Below are 24,181 nucleotides of genomic sequence, written 5' to 3'. Positions count from 1 at the left end.
CCCGCTTATCCGCGAACAAGCGCCGCATGCAGCTTCAATGCCACATGCAACGCGGCGCAACGCCACCCATCGTCCAAGGCCTGCGCGCCCAAGATGTCGCGCACGCGGTCCAAGCGATAATGCAAGGTAGCACGGTGGATATATAACGCAGCAGCTGTGTCATTCACGTTACGCGCGTGCTCAAAGTAGACCAGAAGGGTCTCCCAGTAGCTGTTGCGCTCGTCGTCGAGAAGCAGGCCCACATCCGGACTCAGCGCGCGCACGGTAGCGGGACTCAAGTCCCAGCCCAAAAGCGCACGCCACGCGCCTGCCGACGCCCAGTCCATCGCCTCCTGCCCCGTCAGCCGCGCCACGTCCGCCATAAAGCGCGCCCGGCGCGCCGTCGGCGCACTGCCGCGCGCACCAATCGCGGTGCCCGCCGTCAGTGCCGCACTGGCTACCTCCTCGATGAGCACCTTGGTGTCCTCCGCATCGCGCGGGGATTCGATGATCACCAAGGAGTCGTGGGAATCCATGGCCAAGAAGGGTCGGCGCCGCAGCGGGCGCGCTAGCTCAATCGCGAGCTGCATCAAGTCGCCATCTACGTCAATGCGGTGGATGAGCAGCTCCCCGTCACGCGGCAGACAGTCGTGCTCCCGCGCCGCGGCCAGCGCGCTTTCGTCGCCCGCGAGAATGTCGCGCGCTAAGTCCCCCAGCACCTGCGCACGCGCAGCCAGCGGGGCATCGCGCTCATCCACCAGCTGCGTCAAGGTGGTCAGCTGGGGCGCGACGGAGGAAAGGGCGGCGTCGGAAAGCGCGGGCTCATCGATGATCCACACATGCCCCACCAGGTCCGCCCCACGGCGCAACGGAACCACCACGCGCGGCAGCATTCCGTAGTCCTCATTGGCGGGTAGGCGTACCGGCACCGTCGAGTCCTGAATCCCAAAGCTAAGCATCCACGGAATCGGCTCCGGCGGCGGGGTACGGTCCAGAATCGAGGCGGCGCGATGGCTATCAATCGCGCCCAGCTGCGCGCTCGCCGCGATCACGTTGATGGAGGGCGTGGTCACCTCGACAGATCGCTGAAGCTCCTTGGCTACCTCGTCTGCCAATTCCTGGATGCGCGACAGGTTCGGCGCCGTGAGTTTCGACATATGTCAAAGATAGTTCTCAATATTGTCTAATGACAACAAAAATGTGACCTACGATAATCGTTTAATCAAAGAAGCTTTAAAAAAGAAAGGGCTCGCAATGCAGACCACCGTCGGCGAATTTATCCTCGACCGCCTCAAGGCCATCGGCATCTCCGAGATCATCGGAGTTCCCGGCGACTTCAACCTGAGCTTCCTCGAGCAGATCGACGAAGACAAGGACATCCGTTTCGTTGGCGCCTGCAACGAGCTCAATGCGGCCTACGCCGCCGATGGTTACGCCCGCCAGCGCGGCGTCGGCTGTCTGCTCACCACCTACGGCGTGGGCGAGCTCTCCGCGCTAAACGGCATCGCCGGCGCCCGCGCTGAGCACGTCCCACTCGTTTCCCTCGCCGGCGCTCCGCCGCAGTACGCCACCGAGTTCCGCTGGAACCTGCACCACACGCTTGCCGACGGCGACTTTGCCAACATGCTCGATGCCATCGCACCGTTTACCGAGGTAGCCACCCGCGTCTCCCCGATGAACGTGGTCGAGGAATTCGACCGGGCCCTGCACACCTGCCTGCGTGAGAAGCGCCCAGTGCACATCCAGATCCCTTCCGACATCACCCACTTGACCATCGAGGTCCCGGATACGCCTTTCTCCACCGAGCTGGCTTCCTCCGACAAGGAGCGCCTCGAGGCTGCGGCCGATCGCGTGCTGGAGCGCCTCGCTGCTGCTAAGGACCCGATCATCCTCATCGATCAGGACACTAACCGCCACGGCTTCGCCGACAAGTTCCGCGCCATCATCGACAAGGCCCAGCTGCCCTACTCGCAGCTTTCCTCCGGCAAGGCCATCCTCTCCGAGCGCGACCCGCTGTTCATCGGCACTTACAACGGCGCGGCTTCTGCCCCGGGCGTGCAGGATCGCATCGAAAACTCCGACTTCCTAGTCACCACCAACCCTCGCTTCATCGAGGTCAACTCCGGTTCCTTCACCCACGATCTCGACAACGCGCACGTGTTCAACTTCGGCGATCAGCACCTCAACGCCGACGGCGAGTTCTTCGTAGGCATTAACACGCTGGAGCTTCTCGACGTCCTGCTCGAGCGCATCCCTGCCAAGAAGCCGACCGGCGGCGAGAAGTTCGTTCCGGAGGCCTTCGAGGTGGAAGCCGACGCCGCCCTGACGCAGGCTCGCATCTGGCAGCAGATGCTGGGGTTCATCCAGGAAGACGACGTCGTTATCGCTGAAGCGGGTACTTCCAACATCGGCCTCGGCCCACAGCGCATGCCTGAAGGCGTGCAGTACATCAACTCCACCATCTGGGGCTCCATCGGCTTTACCCTGCCGGCAGTACTCGGCTCCCAGCTGGCCAACCCAGAGCGCCGCCACGTGCTCTTCATCGGTGACGGTTCCTTCCAGCTGACCGCCCAAGAGCTGTCCACCATCCTGCGCCAGGAGCTCAAGCCCATCATCGTTCTGGTAAACAACGATGGCTACACCATCGAGCGCTTCATCCTCGGCATGGAGCAGGAGTACAACGAGATCCAGAACTGGAACTACAACGAACTGCCGAAGGTCTTCAAGGCGGACACCACCATGGAGTCCTACTCCGCCAAGACCGAGGGGGAACTCAAGGACGCTCTGGAAGACATCGCCGCTCACCCAGAACGCGGGGCATTCCTCGAGGTGCACCTCGATCCATTCGATGCGCCGAAGGGCCTGCAGGCTTTCGGCCCGCTAACCGCAGACTTCGATTTCGGCCCCCGCGGCCCGCGCAACGCTTAAGGTAGTACCCATGATTCGCCCAGACCTTTCTTCGCTGCCCGTCTATGTTCCGGGTGCACGCAACGAAATCGCACTAAAGCTCTCCTCCAACGAAGCCACTCAACCGCCACTCCCCGAGGCCCTCAAGGCCATGGAAGCCGCAGCTGCCGACGCCAACCGTTACCCAGACATGGGCGCCATCGAGCTGCGCAGCGCCCTTGCTGAGCACCTCGGCGTGACCTTGGAGCAGGTTGCTGTGGGCACCGGCTCCTCGGCTATCTGCCAGCAGCTGGTGCAGATTTCGTGCCTGCCTGGCGATGAGGTGGTCTTCCCATGGCGTTCCTTCGAGGCCTACCCGATCTTTGCGCAGGTAGTGGGCGCTACTCCGGTGGCGGTTCCGCTCAACGCTGAGCACCGCGTGGACCTGCCCGCCATGGCACAGGCAGTCACGGACAAGACCAAGGTCATCTTCGTGTGCAACCCAAACAACCCCACGGGTTCCATCATCACCAAGAAGGAATTCGACGAGTTCCTCGCCGCAGTGCCGGAAGACATCATCGTGGCCCTCGACGAGGCCTACATCGAGTACAACCGCAACGACTCCGTGCCGCTGGCCACCGAATACATCAAGACGCACGCCAACGTCGTCGGCCTGCGCACGTTCTCCAAGGCTTATGGCCTGGCAGGTGTGCGCGTGGGCTACGCCTTCGGCTCCCAGGAGATCATCGAGGCCCTCAACAAGGTAGCCATCCCGTTCTCCGTGAACGCCGTGGCTCAGGCTGGTGCCGTGTACTCCCTGGCAGCGCAGGATTCGCTGCAGGAGCGCACCGACGAGGCAGTGCGCGAGCGCGACCGCCTCACCGAGCGCTTCGCCGAGTTCGGCGTCCCAGTTTCTGAGGCGAACCACATCTGGTTCCCTGCTTCAAACATCGAGCAGCTGGGCACCCCGCAGGAGGTCGCGGCCAAGCTCGCAGAGCAGGGTGTCCTCGTGCGCGCGTTCCCGGAGGGCATCCGCATCTCCATCACCACCGCCGAGGAGACCGAGGTTCTGCTGAAGGCCTGGGAGGCTGCCTTCTAAAACGAAGCAGGCCTTTAGGCTCTAGCCGCCAGCAAACGGCGGCAACACATCGACGCGCGTCGCGCCCTCTAGGGTAGCGGCGCGCTCGGCGTTTTTGCCATCGACCAGGAAGGTACAGCGCTCGAGGACCTCGCCCAGGCCCATTCCAGCTTCGGTGGTCCCGGTGTGCGTGGTGGCCAGTTCGTTGAGGAGCTCGCCGAGAGTCGCGGGGGCGTCGACAAGCTCATGGCTCACGCCGGCCGCAGCGCGTGCGGCAGCGAAATAGTGAATTTCAACCATGTCTGCCACTATGCCAGTTTTTGCATTAAAAGTGCCGTTAAAATTGGAGAGGTTAACCAGACACATAAGGAGAGGCACGCCAGCATGCGCAGTTACGAAGAACACCTAGCAGCTATCCGTGGAGCACTACCTGCACCGACGGTGGTGACCCGCTCCCTGCTGGAAGTTGACGGTCTCATCCTCGCCCGCACCATCACCGCAGCTTATGACATGCCGCGCTTCGACAACTCGCAGATGGATGGCTACGCCATTACCTCCACCACCGGCGGCACCTTCACCGTCGGCGCCACCGTGGCAGCCGGTGCTGTGCCAGGTTCCGCCCGCGATGGCATCGCAACACCCATCATGACCGGCGCGAAGGTACCCGAGGGAACCGTCACCATCGTGCCCGTCGAGCAGTGCGAGCCGCCGCAGTTCCCGCGCGAGGGCGAAACCGTGACCATCCCCGCAGCCCCTGAGGGCCAGTTCATTCGCCTTGCAGGTTCCGACATCGCCGCGGGCAAGGTCCTCGTCGAGGAAGGCACCCGCCTGACCCCGGCCGCCATCGGCACGCTGGCCTCCCAGGGCATCACCGAGGTCGAGGTCTACACGCCTGCCCGCATCGTCGTGTGCACCGGCGGCGCGGAAATCGGCGGCCAGGGCGCGGCCAGCATCCCGGACGCAAACGCCCCGATGATCGCCGCGTTGTGCCGCGAGTACGGCATTGAGGTTGTGGCCTTTGTCCGCACCAACGACGACCCAGGCATCCTCCGCTCCGATCTCGAAGGCGTGGTTCGCGTCTACCAGCCCGATGCCATCGTCACCTCTGGCGGTGTGTCCCACGGCAAGTTCGAGGTGGTGCGCCAGGTCTTCGAGGAGGATGGCTGGTTCGGTCACGTGGCTCAGCAGCCTGGCGGCCCGCAGGGATTGGCCAAGCTTGGCGACGTCCCCGTCATTTGCCTGCCCGGCAACCCCGTATCCACGTTGGTCAGCTTCCGCGTCTACCTCGGCCCGGCGTTGGGTCGCTCCCGCGCGGCACACACCGCGCAGGTCACCGTTCCTGTCACCGGCTTGGAGGGCCGCGATCAGTTCCGCCGCGGCATCGTGGACTACGAGAATGGCATCGCCACCGCGGAGCTCTTCAGTGGCACCGGGTCGCACCTGTTGTCCCAGGCCATGAGCGCCAACGCCCTCATCCGCATCCCGGCCGGCGCACAGCTGCAGCCGGGCGATGTCGTTGAGGTGATCCCGTTCTAATGGCCCGCCGCGCAGTAGTAATTGTGGCCTCCACCCGCGCAGCCGCGGGCATCTACGAGGACCGTTCCGGCCCCATCGCGGTGGAATTCCTGCGCCGCATGGGTTTCGATACGCCCAACGCACTCATCGTCCCCGATGCGGAGATCGACGAAGCCTTGAACACGGTCTTCGCGGAGGGCCCCTCGGTGATTCTTACTTCCGGCGGCACGGGCATTTCGCCTGACGACGCCACTGTCGAGGCCGTCTCCGCGCACCTAACCAAGGAGCTGCCAGGGATTGCGCACGCGTTTTACGCGGCGTCGGCAAGCGTGCCCACTGCTGCGCTCTCGCGTACAGTCGCTGGCGTCAACGCCCGTACCTTTGCCATGGCTTTGCCTGGCTCAACGGGCGGCGTGAAGGATGGCTGCAAGGTGTTGAAGCCCTTGTTGCCGCACATCATCGACCAGTTGGAAGGAAAGCATGAGCACTGATCCTTCGTATGTCAGCGCCGATACCGGAAAGGTTCTCGGGGCTTTCATGACCGCGGAACCGATCGAATACCCAGAGGTGGCCACCGCCGCGATGGGTGCGGTGGTTACTTTCGAGGGAATCGTGCGCAATCACGACGGCGGCCGCGGCGGCGTGGAGCTGCTTACGTATACGGCACATCCTTCGGCCGATGCGGAGATCGCGCGCGTGGCAGATGAGGTCATCGCCGCGCACCCCAAGGCCCGTTTGTGGTGTGCGCATCGCACGGGTGACCTGCACGTTGGCGACGCCGCCTTCGTGGTCATCGCCGCCGCGGCACACCGCAACGACGCATTCGCTGCTGCTGCGGAATGCGCCGACCGCGTGAAAGCGGAGGTTCCCATCTGGAAGGAACAGCGCCACGCGGACGGTTTTAGCAATTGGGTGGGGCTGGAATGAGCATTCGTTACGCGCGCCAGGAAGCACTGTGGGGTGAAGAAGGCCAGGCCAAGCTGGCCCGTTCCACCGTTGCGGTGATTGGTGCCGGCGGGCTTGGCTCGCCTGCCCTGCTCTACCTCGCGGGCGCAGGCGTGGGGCGCATCCTGCTTTTCGACGACGACGTGGTCTCCCTTTCCAACCTGCAGCGCCAGGTCATCCACGGTATGGACGACATTGGTGGCCCGAAGACCGTCTCCGCGGCAGAGACCCTCCACGCGCTTAACCCTGATGTGCGGGTCATTCAGCACCCGCGCCTGGAATCGGCGACGGCCCTGAAACAACTAGCTGAGGCCGACATCCTCCTTGACGGCACCGACAACTTTGAGGCCCGCTACCTGTGCTCATGGGCCTGCCACGAGCTGGGCATCCCGCACGTCTGGGCCTCGATTTTGGGATTCGATGCGCAGCTTTCTGTCTTCTGGTCTGGGCACGGTCCGGTCTACGAGGACGTCTTTCCCACTGCCCCGGCACCCGGCTCTGTACCTTCGTGCTCCCAAGCCGGCGTGCTGGGCCCAGTCGTGGGCACAGTGGGTTCTGCCATGGCCTTGGAGGCGCTCAAGCATCTCACGGGCACGGGTTCCCTGCTCATGGGCAAGATCGGCTACTACGATGCGCTTTCCGGCACGTGGGAGTACATCCCCGTCGTATCCGGCGGCGCGGTGCCTTCGCAGCCTGCCGACGCCCCCGAGGTCCGAGAGATCCCTTCCGGTTACCGCATCATCGATGTGCGCACCGCTAAAGAGCGTGCTGAGCATTCCATTCCCGGCTCCGAGCACTTCCTTTTGGACCGCATCCTGGCGGGTGAGAACCCGCAGCTCGGCCATTACGAGCCTGCCGTCATCTACTGCGCCGGCGGCATCCGCTCCGCCCAGGCAGTCGCGGCCCTGCGCGAGCGCGGCTACACGCAGGCCTTCTCCCTGCGCGGCGGCATCAACGCCTGGCTCGAGCAGAATACCGCGTAGGCAGCCCACATTAAGGAAACCGAAGACAGTCCACGGCGTATGTACCTCTGTGTGTATTTAGCGTGCCTGAATCACCAGGTTTCTGGCCGCTATTTACATATATCGGTACATGAAACCACGCGTGGCGATGCGAAGCGCGAAAAAGTCTCGAGACACCATCCACAGGAACGATGTCTCGAGACTTCACACGGCGGAGACGGCGGGATTTGAACCCGCGGTGGTTTGACCCACGCTGGTTTTCAAGACCAGTGCATTCGGCCGCTCTGCCACGTCTCCTTGTCTTGCGACTCACTTAGCCTACTAAACCCACCAAGCGAGTTCACATTCCCCCACCCAGTTCTCCACCCAAGCACGGTCTACTTTTCGTTAAGCTCGGTGAACATGAAAGCTATCGTGCAAACCAACCCTGAGGATCCGGGCGCGCTGGAGCTAGGCGTCGTCGAAAAGCCACTGCTCCATCCCGGGGAGGTGCTCGTCAAAGTCCACGCTGCCGGCGTTAACCGAGCAGACCTGCTGCAGGCCCGCGGCCACTACCCGCCGCCACCTGGCGCATCGGAGACGATCGGCCTTGAGGTCGCCGGTGAGATCGTCGATGCCAACGGCACCGAGTGGACCGAAGGCACCCAGATTGGAGCACTTCTCGCGGGCGGCGGTTACGCCGAGTACGTTGCGGTTCCCGTCGGCCAGCTCCTGCCGATTCCCAAAGGCTTCTCACTCACCGACACCGCATCCGTCATCGAGGTCGCGTGCACCGTGTGGTCCAACCTTGCCATGGAGGCAGGGCTGCGCGAAGGCCAGACCATCCTCATCCACGGCGGCGCGGGCGGCATCGGCCTGTTCGCAATCCAGGTGGCTAAGGCTCTGGGCGCCACGGTCGCCGTTACTGCGGGCTCACAGGAGAAGCTCGATACCTGCAAGAGCTATGGCGCGGACGTCCTCATTAATTACAAGGAGCAGGACTTCGCCGAGGAGCTCAAGAACCAGTGTGACGTTATTCTCGACATCATCGGCGCGAAGTACCTCAAGCAGAACCTCAAGGCACTAGCCACCGACGGTCACTTGGTCACCATCGGCCTCCAGGGTGGTACAAAAGAGGAGCTCAACATGGGTATCCTTCTGGCCAAGCGCCTCACCCTCCAAGGCACCACTCTGCGTTCGCGCTCACTTGAGGACAAGGCCGCCATCGTCGCGGACACCGTCAAGCACGTCTGGCCCTGGCTCGAGGACGGCACGGTCAAACATCATCTCCACGGCACTTTTGCGCTTGCCGACGCCGCCGCTGCCCACCGCGCGCTCAACTCCGGCGAGGTCACGGGCAAATTGGTCCTCGAGGTGTAGACCGGCCCCGCATCCGCAAGACGGTGCCGCAGCACTAAGCCAGCGAAGCCACCACGCGGGTGAGCTGCTCGACGTCATGATGCGTGTTGAATGGGCCCAGTGCCACGGTAACGGCACCGCCAATTTCGTCGGCACCCATTTCAGTCAGCAGCGGAGTGCGGGAAGCCAGCGTGGTTACCAAGCCGTTGTCAATGAGGCGACGGTGCACAGTCTCCGCGGGAACGCCCTGCACGGCGAAGGTCAGGCGCGGCAGCCTATCATCTGAAGCACCCGCTGCTGCCTCGCCCGTCACGCCCAGGATGTGCACGGCAGGCAAGGTGCCCAGGTACGTATATAGATCCGCGGTGAGCTCGCTTAAGTAATCACTCAACGCATCCATCGACTTATGCACGCGCACGCGGCGGGAGCCGGCTTCGCCACCCGCCAGCGCAGCAAGGTGATCCACCAAGGGCCCAACGCCGCCGGCCAGGCCAGTGGACACGGGAGTCTCAAGTTTTTCAGCAGTGTGTGAAGTCTTGACCGGACTATGCGATTCAACCCTGCGGAACATCGCTTCATCGCGGAATACCAAGGCCGCGATCTGCGGGCCGCCGAGCAGGCCTATATCGATACCAAGGATGTCTGCCCCAAGCTCGTCGAACTCGAGGGGTCGATAGGGGGCGAGCGCGGAGACGTCGACAAGCGTCCATGCACGCGAGCGCGAGCGGATCTCTTCGATGATCTCAGCAGTAGGTGTCACAGTGCCCAACAACTCATGGGCGGCGGAGAAGGAAACGAGACGGGTGGAGCCGTCGACAAGCTCGGCGTACTGGAACGCCGGAAGCTCACCTGTGCCGAGGTCCGGCTGTGCCCAACGCACGTCCGCATCAACTTCCGCCAGCGCGGTGTAGAGCGCAGGCGGATCGAGCTTGGACAAAACGACAGAAGAATTGCGCCGCAGCATGGGGCGCAGGCTACGCGCCAGCGTCTGGTACAGCGCCGACAGCGAAGGGCCTAAGACAACGCGGCCAGCCTTCGAGCCCACGAGATCCGCGATCGCCATGCGGGCCGCGCCGTAATTACGCGCGCCCTCAAGCTGCCCCGGCGTGCGGTTCGCGGAGTGCGCACCAGTGGAATCTTCCTGCGGGGCCACCGCCGCCGACATGCGGAAGGAACGAGCAACGCCTGCGGCCACTCGCTCAGAAATCTGGGGCGCAGCGTTTGCGTTGAGGTAGGTCCATCCGTCCGATAGGCCAGTGTAAAGACCTCGCACGCTGGCAACGTCATACCTCGATGGCAAGCCTAATGGCATGTATATAACCTTCCTCCGTGCCTTTCATTGGTTCCCAAACGCAACGATTTTCGGGGCCGCTGTGGGGCGATCGACACCCTACTCTATACGTGTTTCCGTCCGGATTCCTAAAACAGGATAACCGCTGGTCTCAAGCATTTTCCCAGTACAAGCGGCGTGTAGGTACCCGTTTAGCCTGGATGCACGCTAGGGTGTTTTGACGTGCAAGACAACAATCAATTGCGCGCCGACATCGCCCGCATGACCTCCACCCCGGAGTCAAGCGAGGTCCCGGCGTCTCAGTCCATGACCCTGCGGACTGCTTTTGCCGACCTTATTCAAGGCGCCAAGCAGCGCGAACTGTGGTTCATGCTGGGTATTCAGGACATCAAGCAACGCTACCGCCGCTCCGTTCTCGGCCCCTTCTGGATCACCATCGCCACTGGTGTGATGGCTGCTGCTTTGGGCCTTTTGTACTCAATGCTGTTCCAGATCCCCGTCGCGGAGTTCCTCCCCCACGTCACCGTGGGTCTTATTATGTGGAACTTCATCTCGGGTGCCATCAAGGAGGGCTCAACCGTCTTCATTGATAATGAGGGACTGATTAAACAGCTGCCGGCTCCGTTGTCAGTCCACGTCTATCGCCTGGTCTGGCGGCAGACGCTCTTCTTGGGCCACAACCTAATCATTTGGTTGCTGCTCATCATCATCTTCCCCCGCCACTTGGGTTGGGAGTTCTTCCTGTTCATCCCGGCGCTGGCGCTGTTGCTGGTCAACGGCGTGTGGGTGGCCATGTTCTTCGGCATCGTGGCAACGCGCTTCCGCGACGTCGCACCGCTGCTTGAGGCACTGACGCAGCTGTTGTTCTACGTCACGCCGATTGTGTGGATGACCAACACCTTGAAGGATCAGGGCGGTGCTGTAGCCAGCCGTGCACGCATTGCGGAGATTAACCCGCTGTATCACTACATGGAGATCGTCCGTGCTCCTATGATCGGTGAACCTGTCGCCGGCTATCACTGGCTCATTGTCATTGCCTGCACGCTTGTGGGCATCTTCGTTGCCGGCTTGGCCATGCGCCAGTGGCGCTTCCGCGTGAGCTACTGGGTATAGCGCAAGCTGCACGAAAGGATCTTCAACAATGGTTTCTATCGATACTTATAACGCTTGCGTGGACTTTCCCATCTTTGATGCCAAGTCCCGCTCCTTAAAGAAGGCTGTACTTTCCTCAGCTGGCGGTGCGATTGGCAAGAACAGCGACAACACGGTGGTGGTTGAGGCCCTCAAAGACATCAACCTGCACCTCCGCGAAGGTGACCGCGTTGGACTGGTGGGCCACAATGGCGCAGGCAAGTCCACGCTGCTGCGTCTGCTCTCGGGCATCTACGAGCCCACCCGCGGCTCCGCCGACGTCCGCGGACGCGTCGCCCCTGTCTTTGACTTAGGCGTAGGCATGGACCCGGAGGTCTCCGGCTACGACAACATCATCATCCGCGGCCTGTTCTTGGGCCAGACCATCAAGCAGATGAAAAACAAGATGGATGAGATCGCCGAGTTCTCTGAACTGGGTGACTACCTCGCCATGCCGCTGCGCACCTACTCCACCGGTATGCGCGTGCGCCTAGCCTTGGGCGTGGTGACTTCGATTGAGCCAGAGATCCTCCTGCTCGATGAGGGCATCGGCGCTGTCGACGCCGCCTTCATGGCCAAGGCTCGTGTGCGCCTCCAGGAGCTGGTCAAGCGCTCCGGCATCCTGGTCTTTGCTTCGCACTCCAACGACTTCCTGGCGCAGCTGTGTAACACGGCATTGTGGATTGACCACGGCACCATCCGCTGTGCCGGCGAGGTCTCCGAAGTAGTCAGCGAATACGAAGGCCCCGAGGTAGGCGAATACGTCAAGGAACTACGCCAACGCTTCGAAAAGGAAGAAGGCACGGGCAAGGCTTAAGCCGTGCTTGGCGACGCCCCGAGCAGCTCCCTCAATGCGCCGGTTATTCCGTCCACCGTGACGGTGTAGCCGGCATTGTTGTACCTATCCCGAGCAAGGCGTGCGCGCCGGATGGGCAGCTCGGTCTTTTCTGGGCCACAGGGCACGGTGGCGGCTAGGCCGGCGTCGTAAAGCTCATAGCCCAGCGTCATCGACACCCTCTCAGAGGCATGATTGCCCTGCACCCACCCAGTGCTCAGGGCCTGTGCACCCAGTTCACCAAAGCAAAATCCCGCTACTGCATGACGCACCAGCGTGCCTAAGCCTTTGTCCTGGTGGCGATGATAAATCCAGGAACCCGTGGACACCTCCTTGTGAACTGCAAACTCACTACCGCGCATATCAACCACGCCGATGATTTCCTGGTCCATGCACACTACAAAATCGAGAGACCATTCCGCGGGAGACATCCTTGCTCGGTGCTCCCACCGCATGCGCGCTGAGGCATAAGGATCGCCGTCGAAGAGCCAGCCGAACGCGTGCTGCGGGATTTCGGCCCCATAGATCTCCTCCGGAGTGACCCCATTAATTGCAGCAATATCTGTATCGCGCATGACACGCATCGAAATGTTCTGCTTGCCATCGCTGGCGTGAATGCGCACCGCAAAAGGCGGCCACATCTTTTCTAACTCCATGTCCAAAGCCTATACGCCTCCGCAAGGGTGGCAGAATGGAACGCATGACTGCCACCTTGAGCACTGCCGGTTCCACGGCCGCCGTAATTGTCACCCACCAGCGCGTTGAACTGCTTCGCGCCTCGTTGGAGCAGGTAGCACACCAAACCCACCCTGTGCAGTGGATCATCGTTGTGGATAACGGTGCCGAAGACGCCGTCAAGGACCTCGTTGAGTCCATCGCCGAGGAGCGCGCCGTATACATCCCCTCCCAGACCAACCTAGGCGGTGCAGGCGGCTTCGCCCTCGGCTTCCTCACCGCACTGTCCCTCGGTGCCGATGCTGTATGGTGCGCCGACGATGACGGACGCCCAGCAGACAAGAACGTCCTTGCCGAGCTCTACCGCGTCGCTGAAACCAACTCCCTGCACGAGGTCTCCCCTGCCGTATGCAACATCAATGAGCCCGCACGCCTGGCATTCCCACTGCGCCAGGGACTCGTGTGGCGCCGCTACATGAGCGAGCTCGAGGGCGACTTCCTGCCCGGCATCGCCTCCCTCTTCAACGGCGCACTCATCTCCGCTGAGGCCATGCAAATCATCGGCGTCCCCGACTACCGTCTCTTCATCCGCGGCGACGAGGTGGAGTACCACCGCCGCCTCGTAAATTCCGGTCTCCAGTTCGGCACCGCGCTGACTACCAGCTACCTGCACCCAGATGGCTCCGACGAGTTCAAGCCGATCCTGGGCGGCAAGATGCATACCCAGTACCCGGCCGGTGAGTTCAAGCGCTACTTCACCTACCGCAACCGCGGCTACCTGCTGTGGCAGCGCGGCATGCGCAAACTCCTCCCCCAGGAGTTTGCACGTTTTGGCTGGTTCTTCCTCGTGCAAAGGCGCGATCCCAAGGGCTTCCTCGAGTGGCTCAACCTGCACAACAAGGGCCGCAAAGAAGACTTCCACCGCCCTTAAGCGCTCTGCTGGGCTTAATTGTCCACCACAAAGGACTTCCGCGTGCTGCGGAAGATGACCCAACGCTGCACAAAGAAATTAATCAGCGTGGCAGTACCCTGCGCGATCACAAAGGCCACGACCAGGGCCCAGGAGGAGGGCCACTCAAGGTCGTGGTCAAAGAAGGGGAACGCCCAGCGGTAGAGAATGATGTTGACCGCATAGGTCAGTGCATAAGTGGCCACCACTGCAGCCAAGCGCCGCTTCGAGGCCTTCGCATTAAAAGTCCAACGGCGATTTAACAAATACGCCGTCAAGGTGCCGAAGATGAAGCCGACGGTGCGAGCGGCGACGTCGCCAAGCAAGTCCAAGCCGATCTGGAAAATCCATGTCAGACCAGCATCAATGACCGCTGCAGTCACGCCCGTGATTGCGAACTTGAAGCCTTGGGCTTGCAGGGAATTTGAGTGCGAGAGCCGCTGCGCCGCGTTACTCATCAATCACCCTTAAAAATGAAGATGCGCTGGATGGCAAAGTTGGTCACGGTGGCCACGCCCTGCGCGATGACGAACGCAATGGTGTCCTTAACGGCGCCCTCAAATCCCATGGAGATAAGCGGTGCATTGAGTGCCCAATAGAGGAAGTTCTGCACAGCGAAGGTGGAGGCGTACAGCGCCGCGACAGCGCCGGCGGTGCGGCCGGAGACCTGTGCGCCGAACGTCCAGCGGGCATTCGCGATGTAGGCCGCGATGGTACCAAAGACCCAACCTATAGCCTTAGCCGCGGACCTGTGCAGACCCAGCGAGGTCAGCAACAAAGTCAGGCCATAATCAATAGCCGCGGTGAACACGCCCACGGAGACAAAGCGAAAAAGCTGCGTCTGTAACGAGGAGCGTCGGACCTCAACATCGGCGACGTTAGTGTCAACGTCTCCCCCGACGTTTCCCTCAACGTTGCCGTCAATGTTGCCGTAAATGTTGCCCCGACTATGGGCATTAGGATTTTTATCAATCACGGCTAAATAGCCTACCTGCGCAGCAATGCACGGTAAATGTCGAGCCGATCCACAGGCGCCAAAGCGTCGGCACCGTAAGCGCCCATGGCAGCCAGTTCCTCCAAAGAAGCAGCACATAATTCGCGGATTTCTTCACCGCTTAGGCTCGCCCCATCATCCGCTACCCATCCAAGAGCTTCCATGGTTGCCTCAGCCACAGAATTGGTGAGCTCGCGCCCGCCCATGCAGGAAAGACCAAGCGTCATCGACCAGAAAGCATCCTGTCCTTCTGAGGTGACCTCGCGGGGCAAGGAGTCCAAACCGGCGCGGGAAGTATCGGCATTGTCAGTACTTTCGGGGCGCTCTAGATCAAGGGCTTGGAGCAGGGGTACGAAGTCGAAGAGTTTAGTTCTCTCAATGATCGCGCGCACTGGCGGAACCACGATATTGAGGACCTCATCGATGGTTTCCTGCCCTGTCAGCTCAGCATTAATTGCGGTGAGATCAAAAGGCACCAGGAAGGAGCCAGAACCGCCCACGCATAGGGCCTCCGGGGTGCCAGTATCACGTGGGTAGATCTCCGCGACCACCAGGCTAAAGTCCCACAGGCCCCACACGTAGTCAACCTGATCTCCCTCTTTCCAGAGGAATTCAGAGACCTGATGCTCAGGGTCAATGCGACGGCCACGGGCGTCGCGATGCTCATAAAAGTGCCACGGTGAATCCTCATCGGGAAGCCCGAAGCTGACTTCTAGGACACGGTGGAGCTCCGCGAAGGTAAAAGCGTCTGAGAAACCGATCTGTCGGTGTGCTTCTGCTTCTGCCCGTACGTTAGAGACTTGGCAGATGACGGTGAGAGGCTCACGCTTGAGGGTCACTAGAGAGTCTTCACGCTTGGCGCGTGCTTGACTCAAATCTGTGACCTTGAGGCTCATGGGCCCCACCATACGCAAAACTTGCGAGGCTACGCAGCGAGCTTTTCGATATCGCGAGCTTCGAGCTCACTCACGAGGAATACGAAAGCAGCAGCAATTGCGCCCCATGCAGTCCATGGTTTGGAAAGACCTCGCTTGCGCAGGTGCTTGACCACTGCCTGGGAAACCTTGACGTTAATAAAACCGCCCAGCACAAAAAGAAGGATGACCGCAGCGAAGACAGCCCACCGCTTGAGGTCAGAATCGTTTTGCTCGGCTTGTGACTGCTCGACTGGTGGCTGCTCGGCTTGTGGTTCTTCATCCTCGCGCTGGGCATTCGTGATGGCGACGAGGGCTCCGAAGCCGATGAAGGAGAAGACGTAGGTGATGCTAAGGGCCGTTTTGTTCTTAATCCAATCCGGGAAAGAGAGCATCAGACCTGCTGCTGCGGACTGCGTGATGCGGCCGGCGAGAGTGTCATCAAGTGCGTAGTTGTCAACGCGGGTGTCAGCTTGGACGTTAGATTCATGCTGCGAATGTGGCTGATTCATGGGCATAACTTTATGCGGAACTATGCTAAAACGCATGTACTCATCGAAGAAAGAGCATCTGACTCCCGCCCAGCGCGCGGCGCAGGATGAACGCCAAGAAGATGACAAGCGCAACGGACACTTCCTCGCCACGGAACACACGAATCTTCCGCTCGATGGATTCATGACTCGCCTGATGGCGGAAGAGCTCCCCATCTTGGACTCCACCTCACGCCGCCGGGTTTATGAAATTCTGCGCGGATACGAGGGACCAGAAATCACCTCACAAGAGCAGTTACCTGAAGAAATCCGCGACATCATGGATCTGTATTAACGAACGCTAGTGGCCAATGGCATTGGCAGCTGTGGGATTTTCATGACGCCGCGCCATTGCAGCCAACTCCACACCGAATAGCGACGTTAAACGGCCAAAACCCACATATTCGGACATGTTTTGTGTCTGAGTATGTTCCAAATATCACTAACGCCACAAACGTCACGTGTCTAGATAGGTGGGTAGGCTGGGTACGACATATCACGTCGAGTAAAGAGTAAGAGATGGAACTACATACCACCGAAAAGTCCCTGCACGGCTGGGGCCGCACCGCACCGACGACTGCCCACGTACTGTCAACCGAGGACGTCGAGGTCATCAAGAAGGCCGTCGCGCAGGTTGCTGAAGACAACTCCGACAAGCCATCGCACCTCCGCCGTGGCGTCATCGCCCGCGGCATGGGCCGTTCCTACGGTGACCCCGCCCAAAACAGTGGCGGTCTGGTCATCGACATGCAGCCGCTCAACAAGATCCACTCCATCGACCCGGAGTCCGCAATCGTTGACGTCGACGGCGGCGTCACCCTTGACCAGTTGATGAAGGCGGCCCTGCCGTATGGCTTGTGGGTTCCGGTCCTGCCGGGCACCCGCCAGGTCACCATCGGCGGCGCAATCGGCCCTGACATCCACGGCAAGAACCACCACTCCGCTGGTTCCTTTGGCAACCACGTAGTTTCCATGGAGCTGCTCGTGGCTGACGGCCGCGTCCTCCACTTGGAACCTAGCGGTTCCAAGGATGATCCAGACGGAGACCTCTTCTGGGCCACCGTGGGCGGCATGGGCCTGACCGGCATCATCCTGCGTGCCAAGATCCGCATGACCAAGACGGAGACTGCCTACTTCATCGCGGACACTGACCGCACTGAGAACCTTGAGGAAACAGTTGCGTTCCACTCCGATGGATCGGAGCACAACTACACCTACTCCTCTGCTTGGTTCGACGTCATCTCCCCTGAGCCAAAGCTGGGCCGTTCCACCATCTCCCGTGGTTCCCTGGCTACCCTGGCACAGCTCGAGGAGCTCGCACCGAAGCTGGCCAAGGATCCGCTGAAGTTCAACGCGCCGCAGCTGATGACCGTTCCGGACATCTTCCCGAACTTCACCATGAACAAGCTCTCCCTGATGGCGATCGGCGAAGCCTACTACCTTATGGGCGCTCCGGCTCGTAACAAGATCAAGAACCTGACGCAGTTCTACCAGCCGCTGGATCTCATCGGCGAGTGGAACCGTGGCTACGGCTCCAACGGCTTCCTGCAGTACCAGTTCGTGGTTCCGACCGAGGCAGTTGAGCCTTTCAAGGAAATCATCCGCGACATGCAGCGCTCCGGTCACTACTCCGCGCTAAACGTGTTCAAGCTCTTCGGCCCGGGCAACAAGGCTCCGCTGTCCTACCCAATGCCGGGTTGGAACGTCTGCGTGGACTTCCCAATCAAGCCGGGGCTCGGTGCTTTCCTCGATGATCTGGACAAGCGCGTCATGGAATTCGGCGGCCGCCTCTACCTGGCCAAGGAGTCTCGCACCTCTGCGGAGAACTTCCACAAGATGTACCCAGGCATGGAGGGCTGGCTTGCCACCCGCAACAAGATTGACCCAACCGGCGTCTTTGCATCCGATATGTCCCGCCGTCTTGAGCTTCACTAAGAGTTTCCCAACCTTCGTTCAAGACCAGCAGAAAAATTAAGGAACAACCCACATGCTTAATGCAGTAGGCCAAGCACAACATATCCTTCTTCTTGGCGGCACTTCCGAGATCGGCCTCGGCATCGTCGAGGAATTCCTCGACCGTGGCCCAGCCAAGGTCACCCTCGCGGCACGCGCTGATTCCCCGCGCATCGACGACGCAAAGGCCACGTTGCCCTCCCGCGGCGCTGACGTTGAGGTCATCAACTTTGACGCGACTGACTTCGATTCCCACCCGGACGTCGTCAAGCAGGCATGGGAGCGCGGCGACGTCGACGTCGCCATCATCGCCTTCGGTACCCTCGGTGACCAGGAAGAACTCTGGCAGAACCAGGCCAAGGCCGTGGCTTCCGCACAGACCAACTTCACCGCACCAGTGTCCTTGGGCGTCCTTCTGGGCCAGAAGTTCAAGGAGCAGGGCCACGGCACCATCGTGGCACTGTCCTCCGTGGCCGGTATGCGCGTACGCCGCTCCAACTTTGTCTACGGTGCCTCGAAGGCTGGCGTGGACGGCTTCTTCATCAACCTCGGTGAGGCCCTGCGCGGCTCCGGCGCCAAGGTGCTCGTGGTCCGTCCGGGCCAGGTTCGCACCAAGATGTCCGCTGCAGCCGGCGAGGCTCCGCTGACTGTCGACGTCCCGGATGTAGCTAAGGCCACCGTCAAGGCGATCCTCAACGGCACCCAGTCGATCTACGTCCACCCGCTGTTCGAGTACGTTTCTTTGGCGTTCAAGTTCATCCCGCAGGCCATCTTCCGAAAGCTGCCTTTCTAAATTCCTGCAATTCCCTCGAGTGTGGGAAACTAGTGTGCATGACTAGCCCAGCAACAATGCAACCCGTGCGCACCGACATTGCCCGTACTACGGACTACAACGTCGACGAACTTTCTAGAAAGTCGACGCTGCTGGGCACAGCGGCGTCTGCCCTTGGAGGGGCAGTCGTCGCACTTATTGGTTTTTATGCTTTCAAGACCATCTCCTTGCCAGCATTCAGCACCTCCATGGTCACCCGCGCGCTCAGCACAGTGGGTACCGTGCTCACCCTCGGCGTCGTGGGCTTCCTCTGCGTGTGGTGGATTTATGACACCTACCAGGAAAAGGTCTCCCGCCCCACCTGGCGCGTATGGCTAACCCACGCAGCCTGCTATATCTCCCCTGCTCTGCTTGTTCTTTCTGCAATCGGCCTGCCGCTTTCTGCCTCCAAGCTGTGGCTCGACGGCGTCCAAGTAGACCAGGTCTTCCGTACCCAATTCCTCACGCGTTCTACGGACCAAATGGGCTACGCCGACATGAACTACGAGGGGCTTCCCACCTTTTACCCAATGGGCTGGTTCTGGCTGGGTGGCCGCCTGGCCAACCTGCTCAACATGCCTGGTTGGGAGGTCTTCCAACCGTGGGCGCTAGTCTCCCTCGCGGTATGCGGCTGCATCCTAGTTCCGATCTGGCAGCGTCTTGTTGGTTCCTTGCCAGTGGCAACCGCAATCGCTTTGGCCACCACAGCGATCACTCTCACGGTCAACGCTGAAGAGCCTTATTCCGCCGTCATCGCCATGGGCGTTCCAGCCGTCGCGGTTCTTTCTTCCCACGCGTTCAAGGGTTCTTGGTTCTCCACGGTGGGGATCATGCTTTACCTGGGCGTCTCCGCATGTTTCTACACGTTGTTCACTGGTGCGGTCGCACTGACCATTGTTTCCCTCATCGCCGTGGTCACCGCCATTTATGACCGCCAGCTGCGCCCTATCCTGCATCTGGTGGTCATCGGTGTGGGCTCTATGGCCATCGCAGCCATTGCATGGGGCCCATACCTCATAGCCGCGATGACCTCTAAGGCACCTCTGGAATCCACCGCCCAGCATTACCTGCCGGAAGAAGGCACCCAGATCCCGGTGCCATTCCTCTCCTTGAGCATCATTGGCCTGCTGTGCCTGATTGGCTTGGTGTACATGACGATGCGCCTGGAAGACTCCGCCATTCGCGCGCTGGGCATCGCCACCATAGGCGCATACCTCTGGGTCGTCTTGTCCATGGTCGTTACGCTTGTCGGTACTACCCTGCTGGGCTTCCGCCTAGAGAGCATCATCGTCATCCTCTTTGCCACCGCAGGTATTCTTGGCTTGGCCGAAATCCGCCGCATGGGAATCCCCAACATTTACCCGGCGCGCTTCAGCGATAGCACGCACAAGCGCATCCCCGGGGCCTTCGCCATCATCGTTGCGCTGGGCGGCATCTACTACGCCCAGCAGATCCCAGAGAAAAACGAGTCGGCGCTGGATCATGCCTACACCGACACCGACGGTAACGGCGAGCGCGCCGACCGCTTCGCAAGCGACTCTTCGATGAACTACATCAAGATCCGCGAATACATCGACTCTCATGGCTACGTACCGAACCAGACCGTGGTGATGACCGATGAGAAGCTCTTCATGGCCTACAATCCTTACCTCGGTTTTAATGCCTTCACCAGCAACTACGCCAACCCGCTTGGTGAATTCAGCTCGCGTAATGAGCAGATTGAAGCCTGGGGCCGCGACTCTTGGAACCAGACCCCGCAGCAATTCATCAAGTCTCTCGACTCCGCGCGCTGGCGTGGGCCAGATGTTGTCATCTTCCGCGGCAGCATCGAGGAACCAGGCGACGGCTACAAGATCCACCTGGCTGAAGACATCTATCCGAACCAGCCGAATGTGCGTTACCGCGCGGTCTTCTTTAACCCTGACGTATTCAAAAAGGGCTGGGACACCGAGCAGGTTGGCCCGTTTGTGGTGGCGGTGCGTTCTCATTAAATAGGAGGCGTGCCGTAAACTGATCGCCGTGTCAGTTAGCCTCACCAATATCGAAAAATCCCGCTTAGCCTTTGCGGACGCCCCGCGTTCGCTCCGGCTAACCGCTATCATCGCCGGCCTGATTGGCTTTATCTGTTTTGTGGCTACTCCGCTGCTGCCGGTCAATCAGACCCAGTCTTCCTTCGACTGGCCGCAGAACAACTCGCTGCAGTCAATCAACGCGCCACTCATCTCCGTGGCTCCGGAGGATATTAAAGCGGACATCCCGCTCAGCGCCGTCGACAAGCTGCGCGAGGGCCAGGATCTGCTCTACGGAACTGTGCCGCCTGAGTCCACCAAGGCCTCGAACCGCGGCATGTTCGTGCGCGTGGGTGATCAGGGTCTTTCCGTGGTTTCCCTCGACGAGGTCCTACTTGCCCTGAGCCCGAAGGAAGTTGCGGCGCTGCCTGACGACGCCGTCCTCAAGATCGACGCCTCTGGTGACGGCACCACCGTCTCCGTGGGTAAGCACAAAAAGACTACTGAGGACGATGTTCGCCCGCAGGTCACCGGCGTCTATACCGAGCTCGAAGAGAGCGATGCTTCCGCGTTGGTGGCCGATGGCCTCAACATCCACGTGGACATCAACTCGCGCTTTACTTCCTCGCCTTCGCTAATCAAGCAGATCGCCATGTGGCTGGGCATCGCGATGACCATCGTGAGCCTGTTCTGTTTGTGGCGAATTGACCGCCTGGATGGCCGCAAGCTCTCCTTCATGCCGGAAACCTGGAAGCAGATCCGTCCGCTCGACGGCGTCGTCGCCGCCATCCTCGCCTTCTGGCACATCTTTGGCTCAAACACCTCTGACGACGGCTTCATCCTGACCATGGGTCGTGTCTCGGGCCACGCCTCTTACATGGCTAACTACTACCGCTGGTACGGCGTACCTGAGGCCCCTTTCGGCTCCCCTTATTACGACCTCGTGGCCTTCTTGTCGGAGATTTCCAGCACGTCAATGTTCGTGCGTCTGCCTGCGCTCATCTCCGCATTCATCGTCTGGTTCATTCTCTCGCGCGAGATTCTGCCGCGCTTCGGCGACCTAGTCAACGGCCGCCGCGTGGCGCACTGGACCGCGGCGTTTATGTTCCTGGCCTTCTGGCTGCCATACAACAACGGCACCCGCCCGGAGCCCATCGTGGCACTGGGCGTGATGGTGACCTGGGCTTCCTTCGAGCGCTCTATTGCCACCCGCCGCCTACTGCCAGCAGCCGTGGGCACCATCGCCGCGACCTTGACCCTGGGTGCGGGCCCCACGGGCCTGTTCGCCGTCGGTGTCTTCTTGATCTCCTTGCCGAAGCTCTTCGCCTTCATGGCCGAGCGCGCCCCGCACGTGGGCTGGCTCGCCATGATTGCGCCTTTCCTCGCTTCCGGCACGGCCATCATGGTCGCAGCCTTTGGTGATCAGACGCTGGCTTCGGTCATGGAGTCCACGCGCGTGCGCTCTGAGGTGGGCCCATCGCTGCCGTGGTACTCGGAGTACGTCCGCTACACCACGCTCTTCCAGCAGTCAGTGGACGGCTCGATGACCCGCCGCTTCGCGATGTTCACCATGATCTTCTGCTTAGCGCTCATCATCTACGCCTTCATCAAGAACCGCCGCGTGGTCGGCGCCGAGGTAGGCCCTACCCAGCGCCTGCTGCTCATCGTGGCTTTGAGCACTTTCTTCCTGATGTTCACGCCGACCAAGTGGACGCACCACTTCGGCATCTACGCGGGCGTTGCAGGCGTCATCGCTGCGCTGGGCTCGGTGGTTCTCTCGCAGATCGCGATGCGCTCCCCGCGTGCGCGTACCTTTGCGCTGGCCTCCGTCATCTTCTTGCTCGCCATCTCCATGGCTGGCTGGAATGCATGGTGGTACGTCTCCTCCTTCGGCATCCCGTGGTGGGACCGTACTGTGCAGTACAAGGCCATTGAGGCCAACACTGTGCTGCTGTTTATTGGCTTGGTGGTCCTTGCCGTCGGCGTGGTCCAAGCCATGATCCACAGCTACCGCAAGAGCAAGGCCGAGGAAGAAGGCCGCGTCGAGGAGTTCCAGGCACAGGCCGCAGCGAAGGTATCGCGCTGGGCCGGCATCATGTCTGCACCACTGGCGCTGGCCTGCGCGCTCATTGTGGCCTTTTCGTGCGCATCCTTCGCCAAGGCTTATGCCTCACAGGGAGATGCTTACTCAGTGGGCAAGGGCAACCTCGCGTCCTTGAAGGGCAACGTGTGCTCTCTTGCCGACGCCACCTTGGTCGAGACCAACACCAACGACGCCTTCCTCACCCCGGTCAAGGGCGAGTTCAAGGATTCGCTGGAGGACCCAGACGAGGATTCCATCGGCTTCGCCCCGAACAACATCCCTGAGTCCATCGAGCCGGAGAACCTGAACTCGGCGTCGGTTGGCGCAATCGCGAACACCGCCACGAACCAGGCGGAAAATGCTGACTCTGCCGACGCCGCGACGGAGGAGCAAAACAGCGAGAAGTCCGCGAACGAGCAGTCCGGCGGCGTCCGTGAGACCAAGGGCGTCAACGGCTCGACCCGCCACCTGCCGTTCAACCTGGACTACAACAAGGTACCGGTGCTGGGCTCGTATGACGAGAGCCAGCGCTCCACGGCAACGGTAACCACCCAGTGGTACAACCTGCCGAAGGCCACGGAGAACACCCCGATCCTCGCGGTGTCCGCGGCGGGCAACATCTACCACCACGACGTCAACGGCATCGAGCAGGACGGCATGGAGCTCAAGCTCGAGTACGCCACTTACAAGGATGGCAAGGTCTCCAACACGGGCGAGGCTGAGCTTTCCGACGTCGGTGCAACCCCGAAGTGGCGCAACTTGCGCATCCCGCTGGCTGACCTGCCGGAAGACGCTAACGTCGTTCGCTTGGTGGCTAAGGACGACTCCACTGATGAGGACGACTGGTTGGCATTCACGCCACCGCGTGTGCCGGAGCTGGCCACCATCAACTCGCAATTCTCTTCTGAGACGCCAGCGTTGCTGGACTGGTCTGTTGCCCTGCAGTTCCCGTGCCAGCGCACGTTCGACCACTATGCGGGCGTGACGGAGATTCCGGAATACCGCATCCTGCCGGATGCTGCGGCGCAAACGTCCTTGACTGACTTCCAGTCCTTCTCGGGCGGGGGCGCGATGGCCACGGCTGAGGCAGTCAACTACTCCTACGAGATTCCGAGCTACCTCAACAATGATTGGGCTCGAGACTGGGGCGCAATCGAAAAGTACGAGCTGCGCACCAACTCCAAGGGCGAGGCACCTGCCGAGGCGCAGATCGACCATGAGGTGATTTCTCGCTCCGGCCTGTGGAAGCAATCCGAGATGAAGATTCGCCCGGAGGGCTCTGAGAAGAAATAAGGCTGGGTGC

The 24,181-nt window shown here is 61.0% G+C and carries 23 protein-coding genes and 1 tRNA gene; 15 read left to right on the top strand and 9 right to left on the bottom strand.

The window, feature by feature from the left end:
* Nucleotides 1-5: 5 nt before the first annotated feature.
* Nucleotides 6-1,136 (bottom strand): PucR family transcriptional regulator, encoded by a 1,131-nt coding sequence (locus HMPREF3153_RS11605; RefSeq protein ID WP_070420946.1) that lies wholly within the window; start codon nucleotides 1,134-1,136, stop codon nucleotides 6-8.
* Nucleotides 1,137-1,233: 97 nt separating this feature from the next.
* On the opposite strand from HMPREF3153_RS11605, the gene HMPREF3153_RS11600 reads away from it, so the two are divergent.
* The gene (locus tag HMPREF3153_RS11600; protein WP_070420945.1) at nucleotides 1,234-2,907 is read left to right on the top strand and encodes an alpha-keto acid decarboxylase family protein; all 1,674 of its coding nucleotides are present in this window, start codon (nucleotides 1,234-1,236) and stop codon (nucleotides 2,905-2,907) included.
* A 10-nt stretch (nucleotides 2,908-2,917) separates the two neighbouring features.
* Nucleotides 2,918-3,964, top strand: a complete 1,047-nt coding sequence (gene hisC / locus HMPREF3153_RS11595; RefSeq protein ID WP_070420944.1) for a histidinol-phosphate transaminase — start codon at nucleotides 2,918-2,920, stop codon at nucleotides 3,962-3,964.
* Nucleotides 3,965-3,985: 21 nt separating this feature from the next.
* On the opposite strand, the gene HMPREF3153_RS11590 is transcribed toward hisC, so the two are convergent.
* Nucleotides 3,986-4,243, bottom strand: a complete 258-nt coding sequence (locus tag HMPREF3153_RS11590) for a MoaD/ThiS family protein (protein WP_034657333.1) — start codon at nucleotides 4,241-4,243, stop codon at nucleotides 3,986-3,988.
* Nucleotides 4,244-4,327: 84 nt separating this feature from the next.
* On the opposite strand from HMPREF3153_RS11590, the gene HMPREF3153_RS11585 reads away from it, so the two are divergent.
* Genes HMPREF3153_RS11585 through HMPREF3153_RS11570 form a run of 4 tightly spaced genes read left to right on the top strand, consistent with a single transcriptional unit; the run spans nucleotide 4,328 to nucleotide 7,386 of the window.
* Complete coding sequence (locus HMPREF3153_RS11585) at nucleotides 4,328-5,479, top strand: molybdopterin molybdotransferase MoeA (RefSeq protein WP_070420943.1); 1,152 nt, start codon at nucleotides 4,328-4,330, stop codon at nucleotides 5,477-5,479.
* Nucleotides 5,479-5,949 carry a MogA/MoaB family molybdenum cofactor biosynthesis protein gene (locus HMPREF3153_RS11580; RefSeq protein ID WP_005530441.1) on the top strand — a complete coding sequence of 157 codons (471 nt, stop codon included), beginning with the start codon at nucleotides 5,479-5,481 and terminating at the stop codon, nucleotides 5,947-5,949. Before HMPREF3153_RS11585 ends, HMPREF3153_RS11580 begins: the two co-directional genes overlap by 1 nt.
* Nucleotides 5,939-6,385, top strand: coding sequence for a molybdenum cofactor biosynthesis protein MoaE (locus tag HMPREF3153_RS11575; protein WP_005530444.1), 447 nt, complete (start codon nucleotides 5,939-5,941; stop codon nucleotides 6,383-6,385). Before HMPREF3153_RS11580 ends, HMPREF3153_RS11575 begins: the two co-directional genes overlap by 11 nt.
* On the top strand, nucleotides 6,382-7,386 hold the full coding sequence (locus HMPREF3153_RS11570) for a ThiF family adenylyltransferase (RefSeq protein ID WP_070420942.1): 1,005 nt from the start codon (nucleotides 6,382-6,384) through the stop codon (nucleotides 7,384-7,386). Before HMPREF3153_RS11575 ends, HMPREF3153_RS11570 begins: the two co-directional genes overlap by 4 nt.
* 191 nt (nucleotides 7,387-7,577) lie before the next feature.
* Here HMPREF3153_RS11570 and HMPREF3153_RS11565 read toward each other — a convergent pair.
* Nucleotides 7,578-7,662: transfer RNA gene (locus tag HMPREF3153_RS11565), tRNA-Ser, on the bottom strand.
* 105 nt (nucleotides 7,663-7,767) lie between these two features.
* On the opposite strand from HMPREF3153_RS11565, the gene HMPREF3153_RS11560 reads away from it, so the two are divergent.
* On the top strand, nucleotides 7,768-8,724 hold the full coding sequence (locus HMPREF3153_RS11560; RefSeq protein ID WP_005530448.1) for an NAD(P)H-quinone oxidoreductase: 957 nt from the start codon (nucleotides 7,768-7,770) through the stop codon (nucleotides 8,722-8,724).
* A gap of 34 nt (nucleotides 8,725-8,758) precedes the next feature.
* Here HMPREF3153_RS11560 and HMPREF3153_RS11555 read toward each other — a convergent pair whose 3' ends face one another.
* A complete protein-coding gene (locus HMPREF3153_RS11555; RefSeq protein WP_070420941.1) occupies nucleotides 8,759-10,015 on the bottom strand; it encodes an aminotransferase class V-fold PLP-dependent enzyme in 1,257 nt (418 codons plus the stop codon).
* A 240-nt stretch (nucleotides 10,016-10,255) separates the two neighbouring features.
* On the opposite strand from HMPREF3153_RS11555, the gene HMPREF3153_RS11550 reads away from it, so the two are divergent.
* Together HMPREF3153_RS11550 and HMPREF3153_RS11545 are read left to right on the top strand one after the other, a co-directional pair.
* Nucleotides 10,256-11,107, top strand: a complete 852-nt coding sequence (locus tag HMPREF3153_RS11550; RefSeq protein WP_046645839.1) for a galactan export ABC transporter permease subunit Wzm/RfbD — start codon at nucleotides 10,256-10,258, stop codon at nucleotides 11,105-11,107.
* A 28-nt stretch (nucleotides 11,108-11,135) separates the two neighbouring features.
* Nucleotides 11,136-11,942: a galactan export ABC transporter ATP-binding subunit Wzt/RfbE gene (locus HMPREF3153_RS11545; protein ID WP_046645756.1), complete on the top strand. Its 807-nt coding sequence runs from the start codon at nucleotides 11,136-11,138 to the stop codon at nucleotides 11,940-11,942.
* Here HMPREF3153_RS11545 and HMPREF3153_RS11540 read toward each other — a convergent pair.
* Nucleotides 11,939-12,616: a GNAT family N-acetyltransferase gene (locus tag HMPREF3153_RS11540; protein ID WP_070420940.1), complete on the bottom strand. Its 678-nt coding sequence runs from the start codon at nucleotides 12,614-12,616 to the stop codon at nucleotides 11,939-11,941. The genes HMPREF3153_RS11545 and HMPREF3153_RS11540 overlap by 4 nt on opposite strands.
* A 35-nt stretch (nucleotides 12,617-12,651) precedes the next feature.
* Here HMPREF3153_RS11540 and HMPREF3153_RS11535 point away from each other — a divergent pair, with 35 nt between their 5' ends.
* Nucleotides 12,652-13,566: a galactofuranosyltransferase GlfT1 gene (locus HMPREF3153_RS11535; RefSeq protein ID WP_210385578.1), complete on the top strand. Its 915-nt coding sequence runs from the start codon at nucleotides 12,652-12,654 to the stop codon at nucleotides 13,564-13,566.
* Between the two features lie 14 nt (nucleotides 13,567-13,580).
* Here HMPREF3153_RS11535 and HMPREF3153_RS11530 read toward each other — a convergent pair whose 3' ends face one another.
* The 4 genes from HMPREF3153_RS11530 to HMPREF3153_RS11515 all read right to left on the bottom strand — a co-directional run bounded on the left by HMPREF3153_RS11530 (nucleotide 13,581) and on the right by HMPREF3153_RS11515 (nucleotide 16,004).
* Nucleotides 13,581-14,042 carry a GtrA family protein gene (locus HMPREF3153_RS11530; protein ID WP_046645759.1) on the bottom strand — a complete coding sequence of 154 codons (462 nt, stop codon included), beginning with the start codon at nucleotides 14,040-14,042 and terminating at the stop codon, nucleotides 13,581-13,583.
* Nucleotides 14,042-14,509, bottom strand: a complete 468-nt coding sequence (locus HMPREF3153_RS11525) for a GtrA family protein (protein ID WP_188311429.1) — start codon at nucleotides 14,507-14,509, stop codon at nucleotides 14,042-14,044. The genes HMPREF3153_RS11530 and HMPREF3153_RS11525 overlap by 1 nt, the downstream gene beginning before the upstream one ends.
* A gap of 62 nt (nucleotides 14,510-14,571) precedes the next feature.
* Nucleotides 14,572-15,474 carry a plasmid pRiA4b ORF-3 family protein gene (locus tag HMPREF3153_RS11520; RefSeq protein ID WP_070420939.1) on the bottom strand — a complete coding sequence of 301 codons (903 nt, stop codon included), beginning with the start codon at nucleotides 15,472-15,474 and terminating at the stop codon, nucleotides 14,572-14,574.
* A gap of 29 nt (nucleotides 15,475-15,503) precedes the next feature.
* Entirely contained in the window at nucleotides 15,504-16,004 is a 501-nt protein-coding gene (locus HMPREF3153_RS11515) for a hypothetical protein (protein WP_070420938.1), read from the bottom strand.
* Between the two features lie 34 nt (nucleotides 16,005-16,038).
* Here HMPREF3153_RS11515 and HMPREF3153_RS11510 point away from each other — a divergent pair, with 34 nt between their 5' ends.
* The 5 genes from HMPREF3153_RS11510 to HMPREF3153_RS11490 all read left to right on the top strand — a co-directional run bounded on the left by HMPREF3153_RS11510 (nucleotide 16,039) and on the right by HMPREF3153_RS11490 (nucleotide 24,171).
* Nucleotides 16,039-16,317: a hypothetical protein gene (locus tag HMPREF3153_RS11510; protein ID WP_005530468.1), complete on the top strand. Its 279-nt coding sequence runs from the start codon at nucleotides 16,039-16,041 to the stop codon at nucleotides 16,315-16,317.
* A gap of 224 nt (nucleotides 16,318-16,541) precedes the next feature.
* A complete protein-coding gene (locus HMPREF3153_RS11505) occupies nucleotides 16,542-17,957 on the top strand; it encodes a decaprenylphosphoryl-beta-D-ribose oxidase (RefSeq protein WP_046645762.1) in 1,416 nt (471 codons plus the stop codon).
* Between the two features lie 52 nt (nucleotides 17,958-18,009).
* Nucleotides 18,010-18,768 carry a decaprenylphospho-beta-D-erythro-pentofuranosid-2-ulose 2-reductase gene (locus HMPREF3153_RS11500; protein WP_070420937.1) on the top strand — a complete coding sequence of 253 codons (759 nt, stop codon included), beginning with the start codon at nucleotides 18,010-18,012 and terminating at the stop codon, nucleotides 18,766-18,768.
* Between the two features lie 38 nt (nucleotides 18,769-18,806).
* On the top strand, nucleotides 18,807-20,777 hold the full coding sequence (locus HMPREF3153_RS11495; RefSeq protein ID WP_070420936.1) for a galactan 5-O-arabinofuranosyltransferase: 1,971 nt from the start codon (nucleotides 18,807-18,809) through the stop codon (nucleotides 20,775-20,777).
* A gap of 28 nt (nucleotides 20,778-20,805) precedes the next feature.
* Nucleotides 20,806-24,171 (top strand): arabinosyltransferase domain-containing protein, encoded by a 3,366-nt coding sequence (locus HMPREF3153_RS11490; protein WP_193387748.1) that lies wholly within the window; start codon nucleotides 20,806-20,808, stop codon nucleotides 24,169-24,171.
* Nucleotides 24,172-24,181: the final 10 nt, after the last annotated feature.

It is taken from the genome of Corynebacterium sp. HMSC06C06, from assembly GCF_001807295.1.
GTDB classification, from domain to species: Bacteria; Actinomycetota; Actinomycetes; order Mycobacteriales; family Mycobacteriaceae; genus Corynebacterium; species Corynebacterium striatum.
The sequence above is the reverse complement of the archived record's forward strand: the minus strand, read 5'-3'. Positions and strand labels throughout refer to the sequence as shown.

Excerpts from the sequence above, each read along its gene's own strand:
- HMPREF3153_RS11555 (WP_070420941.1), bottom strand. The coding sequence starts at position 10,015 with ATGCCATTAGGCTTGCCATCGAGGTATGACGTTGCCAGCGTGCGAGGT.
- HMPREF3153_RS11500 (WP_070420937.1), top strand. The coding sequence starts at position 18,010 with ATGCTTAATGCAGTAGGCCAAGCACAACATATCCTTCTTCTTGGCGGC.
- HMPREF3153_RS11520 (WP_070420939.1), bottom strand. The coding sequence starts at position 15,474 with ATGAGCCTCAAGGTCACAGATTTGAGTCAAGCACGCGCCAAGCGTGAA.
- HMPREF3153_RS11515 (WP_070420938.1), bottom strand. The coding sequence starts at position 16,004 with ATGAATCAGCCACATTCGCAGCATGAATCTAACGTCCAAGCTGACACC.
- HMPREF3153_RS11605 (WP_070420946.1), bottom strand. The coding sequence starts at position 1,136 with ATGTCGAAACTCACGGCGCCGAACCTGTCGCGCATCCAGGAATTGGCA.
- HMPREF3153_RS11570 (WP_070420942.1), top strand. The coding sequence starts at position 6,382 with ATGAGCATTCGTTACGCGCGCCAGGAAGCACTGTGGGGTGAAGAAGGC.
- HMPREF3153_RS11580 (WP_005530441.1), top strand. The coding sequence starts at position 5,479 with ATGGCCCGCCGCGCAGTAGTAATTGTGGCCTCCACCCGCGCAGCCGCG.
- HMPREF3153_RS11560 (WP_005530448.1), top strand. The coding sequence starts at position 7,768 with ATGAAAGCTATCGTGCAAACCAACCCTGAGGATCCGGGCGCGCTGGAG.
- HMPREF3153_RS11510 (WP_005530468.1), top strand. The coding sequence starts at position 16,039 with ATGTACTCATCGAAGAAAGAGCATCTGACTCCCGCCCAGCGCGCGGCG.
- HMPREF3153_RS11495 (WP_070420936.1), top strand. The coding sequence starts at position 18,807 with ATGACTAGCCCAGCAACAATGCAACCCGTGCGCACCGACATTGCCCGT.
- HMPREF3153_RS11545 (WP_046645756.1), top strand. The coding sequence starts at position 11,136 with ATGGTTTCTATCGATACTTATAACGCTTGCGTGGACTTTCCCATCTTT.
- HMPREF3153_RS11575 (WP_005530444.1), top strand. The coding sequence starts at position 5,939 with ATGAGCACTGATCCTTCGTATGTCAGCGCCGATACCGGAAAGGTTCTC.
- HMPREF3153_RS11590 (WP_034657333.1), bottom strand. The coding sequence starts at position 4,243 with ATGGTTGAAATTCACTATTTCGCTGCCGCACGCGCTGCGGCCGGCGTG.
- HMPREF3153_RS11540 (WP_070420940.1), bottom strand. The coding sequence starts at position 12,616 with ATGGAGTTAGAAAAGATGTGGCCGCCTTTTGCGGTGCGCATTCACGCC.
- HMPREF3153_RS11530 (WP_046645759.1), bottom strand. The coding sequence starts at position 14,042 with ATGAGTAACGCGGCGCAGCGGCTCTCGCACTCAAATTCCCTGCAAGCC.
- HMPREF3153_RS11550 (WP_046645839.1), top strand. The coding sequence starts at position 10,256 with ATGACCTCCACCCCGGAGTCAAGCGAGGTCCCGGCGTCTCAGTCCATG.
- HMPREF3153_RS11600 (WP_070420945.1), top strand. The coding sequence starts at position 1,234 with ATGCAGACCACCGTCGGCGAATTTATCCTCGACCGCCTCAAGGCCATC.
- HMPREF3153_RS11535 (WP_210385578.1), top strand. The coding sequence starts at position 12,652 with ATGGAACGCATGACTGCCACCTTGAGCACTGCCGGTTCCACGGCCGCC.
- HMPREF3153_RS11505 (WP_046645762.1), top strand. The coding sequence starts at position 16,542 with ATGGAACTACATACCACCGAAAAGTCCCTGCACGGCTGGGGCCGCACC.
- hisC (WP_070420944.1), top strand. The coding sequence starts at position 2,918 with ATGATTCGCCCAGACCTTTCTTCGCTGCCCGTCTATGTTCCGGGTGCA.
- HMPREF3153_RS11585 (WP_070420943.1), top strand. The coding sequence starts at position 4,328 with ATGCGCAGTTACGAAGAACACCTAGCAGCTATCCGTGGAGCACTACCT.